Genomic DNA, 4,070 nt, shown 5'->3' on the forward strand with positions numbered 1-4,070 from the left:
CAGCGCTTGATCGCGACATCGCCGGCGATCAGCCCGCCGTCGCGCCCCGACAGGGCGGCGGTAACCGCGTTCAGCCCCTCGGCGAAGCGGGCGACCAGATTCTCCTTGTTCGTGCCCATGATGGTGAAGTCGTCCTCGAGCGAGCCAGCGGCGACGCCCAGTCCGACCCGGCCGGGAAAGCGCGCGGCGAGCCAAGCCAGTTCCTCCGCCACCAGCGCCCAGGGGCGGAGCGGCAGCAACAGCGGGCACGGCGCAGCCCAGCTCTCATGCATCGCTTCCAGCAGCCAGCCGGCCATCTGCACCGGGTTCGGCAGGTAGCCGCCGAAGCCGCCGTGATGCTCGCTGGTCATCACCCCGTCGAAGCCGTGGCGGTCAGCCAGGGCAGCCTGGTCCCGGAGCTCGTCGACGATGCCCGTCGCGGGCAGCTCGGTGTGCGGGTACAGCCGGAGCGAGACCGAGCCCCGCGCCAGCGGCGCGACGCTCACCTGCTGACGAGGGACTGGACGAGCACCCCGAGCGTGAAGTCGAACAGCTTCTCCTCGTCCACGGGGTGCGTGAGGTGCTCCAGGAGCTCGGGTGCGTCAGGCACGTCGTCCGCCGTCCACAGCTCCTCGGGCGTCTGGCGCTGGGCGGGCTGGCGCTGGACCTGCCGGTCGACCAGGACCGAGCCGATGACGAGGTTGAGGACGGCTTGGACGGCCACGGCCGCTTCGGCCCCGTCGAGCCCGGCGGCGGCGAGCTCGCGGACCAGCACCCTCCGGGCCGGCTGGAAGAGCGCCGCCGTCCGGCCCTGACGATGGACCACCCCCACCAGATCGGGCTGCCGCAGCAGCGTCTGGCGCAGCGAGCGGCCGATCGACATGATCCGCTCGTCGGGCCGGCGGCCGCGCACGTGGACCGGCCCGAGTTGGGCGATGATCCGCTCCACGAGGCCATCGAGCAGGGCCTGCTTGTCCCCGACGTGCCAGTAGATGGCGGTGACGGCAACCCCCAGCTTGGCCGCCAGCGCCCGGACCGTGAGCCGCTCGATTCCGTCGCTCTCGAGGATCTCGAAGGCGGTGTCCAGGATCTGGTCGCGCGACAGCGCCACGTCCCGGGTGCCGGGGCGCGGCCCTCGAGCTCGACCGGGTTGACCCTTTCGACCACCCATGTAACAATGCTACATAAGTATGGAGCACTACGTGATCATCTCCGCCGACTGTCACGGCGGAGCCGAGCTGCACGAGTACCGGGACTACCTCGAGCACCGCTACCACGAGCGCTTCGACGCCTGGGCGCGCGAGTACGCCATCCCCTACGAGGACCTCATGGGGGACGAGGGCAGGCGGAACTGGGACCACGGTCGGCGGCTGGCCGACCTCGAGCGCGACGGCATCGTCGCCGAGGTCGTGTTCCCCAACACGATCCCGCCCTTCTACCCCGAGCCCTCGCTCAAGGTGCAGATGCCGGGCGCGACCGAGGGCGACCTCGAGCTGCGCTGGGCCGGGCTGCGGGCCCACAACCGCTGGCTGGCCGACTTCTGTGCCGCCGCTCCCGGTCGGCGGGCCGGGATCGCCCAGATCATGCTGCACGACGTCGAGGCCGCCGTTCGCGAGATCGAGTGGGCGGCGGAGGCCGGGCTCACCGGCGGCATCCTCCTTCCCGGCGCGCCGCCGGGCTCGGGGGTGGAGCCGCTGTACTCACCTGCGTACGAGCCGTTGTGGAAGGCCTGCGCGGACGCAGGCCTCCCCCTCAATCATCACAGCGGGAGCGCGGTGCCGCCGATGGGCGATCAGCCGGTCGACAACGTGATGTTCCTGCTGGAAGTGACGTGGTGGGCCCACCGGGCGCTCTGGCACCTGATCTTCGGCGGTGTCCTCGAGCGCCACCCCTCGCTCCAGCTGGTGTTCACCGAGCAGGGAACGTCGTGGATCCCCGAGACCCTCGGGACTCTGGATTACTTCTTCTCGCGCATGGGCTCGTCGACGGGCTCCCAGGAGCAGGAGTGGGGCGCCGAGGTCGTCGGCAAGCTGTCGATGCGTCCGAGCGAGTACTGGGCCCGGCAGTGCCACGTCGGGTCGAGCTTCATGCGTCCGACCGAGGCGGCGCTGCGCCACGTGGTCGGGCTGGACAAGATCATGTGGGGAAGCGACTACCCACACAAGGAGTCGAGCTATCCGTTCAGCCGCGCCGCCTTGCGGCGTACCTTCGCGGGCATCGACCCGGCCGAGGTGCAGCAGATGCTGGGCAAGAACGCGGCCCGGCTGTACGGGTTCGACATCGACCGCCTGTCAGAGGTGGCGGCGCGGGTGGGCCCGACCTATGAGGAGATCGACCGGGTCCTGCCGGTCGAGGAGATCCCGGCAGGGGCCGCGCGGTGCCCGGCCTTCGCCGGCTGACTGACACAAGGGGGCGTGATGGCCACGGTCAGGTACGGAGCGAGGTCGGAGGAGCAGCTGCGCAACCGGGAGGTGGAGGCGACCTCGGTCGACGTGTGGGCCACGACGCTGGTGGCCACCTACCTGACCGATCCCGACGTCATCGCCGCCGTGCTGCCGCCGCCGATCGAGCCCGGTGGCGAACCGCAGGTGAAGGTCACGATCGCCACAGTCGACATCTCGGGCTATGCGACCTTCGGAGCCGGCAGCTTCTCGGTGCGGGCCCGGCACGAGGGGACCGACGGCTACTACGCCCTGCTGATGCCCATGACCACCGAGCAGTCCGTGATCGGGGGACGGGAGACCTTCGGTGAGCCCAAGAAGCTGGGCCAGGTGACCCTGGAGCGCGACGGCGACCGCGTAGCGGGCCAAATTTCCCGCATGGGCGTCGACATCGTCACCGTGACCGGGCGCGTGTCGGGCGAGTTGGAGCTGCCGGGAGAGGAGAACCGCACCGACTTCTACTTCAAGTTCCTTCCGGCGCCTGACGGCAAGGGCTTCGACACCGACCCGGCGCTGGTGTATTGCCACCGCCGGGAGCAGACCCGCAAGCTGGAGCGCGTCGACGGGGAGGTCAGCCTGGGCGAGTCGCGCTTCGACCCGGTCGCGGACCTTCCCGTACGCCAGCTGGGTCAGATCATCCTGGCCGAGCGGAGCAGCATCCAGCGGGGCGAGATCCACGGCACGGTGCCGGGGGAATGGCTCCGGCCCTACGTTCACCAGCGCTACGACGACCTGTCGCCGGTGGGTGAGGAGTAGCGGATGGAGCTGGCGGGGGTCGCCGTCGTCACAGGTGGTGCCGGCGGGATCGGCCGGGCCATGGGGGAGCGGTTCGCCCGGGCGGGGATGCGGGTCGTGCTCGCGGACGTCGAGAAGGGCCCCCTCGAGCGGGCGGTTGCCGAGCTACGGACCCAGTCGCTCGAAGTGACCGGGGTCGTCACCGACGTGACCCGCTACCACTCTGTCGAAGCGCTGCGTGATCGCACCCTGGAGCTGTACGGAGGCGTCAACCTGGTGTGCAACAACGCCGGCATCGGTGCCGGCGCCGAGGGCGCGCTGTGGGAGCACGAGCTGAACGACTGGCGGTGGGCCTTCGGGGTGAACGTCTACGGCGTGATCCACGGCATCAACGCCTTCGTGCCCGCCATGCTGGCCCGCGGCGAGGAGGGTCATGTCGTGAACACGTCGTCGGGAAACGGTGGCGTTGCCCCGCTGCCCGGCACTCCCCAGTACGCGGTGACGAAGGCGGCCGTTGTGACTCTCACTGAGTGCCTCTTCGCCCAGCTCCAGGAGTCGGGTGCGCCGATCGGAGCCTCTGTGCTGTTCCCGGGACCGAACATGCTGCGAACCGGGATCTTCACCTCGTGGCGCAACCGGCCGGCGGAGCTGGCCAAGGAGCGCCCCCGCGCGACCCCTTACGCGACGATCGAGGACATCGAGGCCCAGATGCGCGCCGCGGGCATCGAGCCCAATTACACCGAGCCGGAGGAGGTTGCGGAGCAGGTCGCCGCCGCCGTCGTGGCCCGTGACTTCTGGATCCTGCCCTCGAGCGCCCAGACCGACAGCCAGATCCAGGGTCGGGCCGAGTCGATGCTGAAGCGGGAGAACCCGACCTACCTGCGGGCGGTACCGGGATGACGACGCCGCTGGTGT

At 70.2% G+C, this 4,070-nt stretch carries 5 protein-coding genes; 3 read left to right on the forward strand and 2 right to left on the reverse strand.

Going from position 1 to position 4,070, the window contains the following annotated elements; translation table 11 throughout:
- A partial coding sequence (locus VGF64_00430; protein HEY1633193.1) for an LLM class flavin-dependent oxidoreductase occupies positions 1-485 on the reverse strand: 485 nt, incomplete at its 3' end.
- Entirely contained in the window at positions 482-1,150 is a 669-nt protein-coding gene (locus tag VGF64_00435; GenBank protein ID HEY1633194.1) for a TetR family transcriptional regulator, read from the reverse strand. The genes VGF64_00430 and VGF64_00435, both read right to left, overlap by 4 nt.
- 19 nt (positions 1,151-1,169) lie before the next feature.
- Here VGF64_00435 and VGF64_00440 point away from each other — a divergent pair, with 19 nt between their 5' ends.
- The 3 genes from VGF64_00440 to VGF64_00450 are packed head-to-tail and all read left to right on the forward strand — an operon-like array spanning position 1,170 to position 4,055.
- Positions 1,170-2,378 carry an amidohydrolase family protein gene (locus VGF64_00440; protein HEY1633195.1) on the forward strand — a complete coding sequence of 403 codons (1,209 nt, stop codon included), beginning with the start codon at positions 1,170-1,172 and terminating at the stop codon, positions 2,376-2,378.
- An 18-nt stretch (positions 2,379-2,396) separates the two neighbouring features.
- Positions 2,397-3,176, forward strand: a complete 780-nt coding sequence (locus VGF64_00445) for an acetoacetate decarboxylase family protein (protein ID HEY1633196.1) — start codon at positions 2,397-2,399, stop codon at positions 3,174-3,176.
- A 3-nt stretch (positions 3,177-3,179) separates the two neighbouring features.
- On the forward strand, positions 3,180-4,055 hold the full coding sequence (locus VGF64_00450) for an SDR family NAD(P)-dependent oxidoreductase (GenBank protein ID HEY1633197.1): 876 nt from the start codon (positions 3,180-3,182) through the stop codon (positions 4,053-4,055).
- The last annotated feature ends 15 nt before the right edge of the window (positions 4,056-4,070 follow it).

The sequence above is a fragment of the Acidimicrobiales bacterium genome (assembly GCA_036491125.1).
In the GTDB taxonomy this organism is placed as follows: domain Bacteria; phylum Actinomycetota; class Acidimicrobiia; order Acidimicrobiales; family AC-9; genus AC-9.

What these genes read in the sequence shown, in the direction of transcription:
- VGF64_00435 (HEY1633194.1), bottom strand. Translation starts at nt 1,150, where the DNA reads ATGGGTGGTCGAAAGGGTCAACCCGGTCGAGCTCGAGGGCCGCGCCCC.
- VGF64_00440 (HEY1633195.1), top strand. Translation starts at nt 1,170, where the DNA reads ATGGAGCACTACGTGATCATCTCCGCCGACTGTCACGGCGGAGCCGAG.
- VGF64_00445 (HEY1633196.1), top strand. Translation starts at nt 2,397, where the DNA reads ATGGCCACGGTCAGGTACGGAGCGAGGTCGGAGGAGCAGCTGCGCAAC.
- VGF64_00450 (HEY1633197.1), top strand. Translation starts at nt 3,180, where the DNA reads ATGGAGCTGGCGGGGGTCGCCGTCGTCACAGGTGGTGCCGGCGGGATC.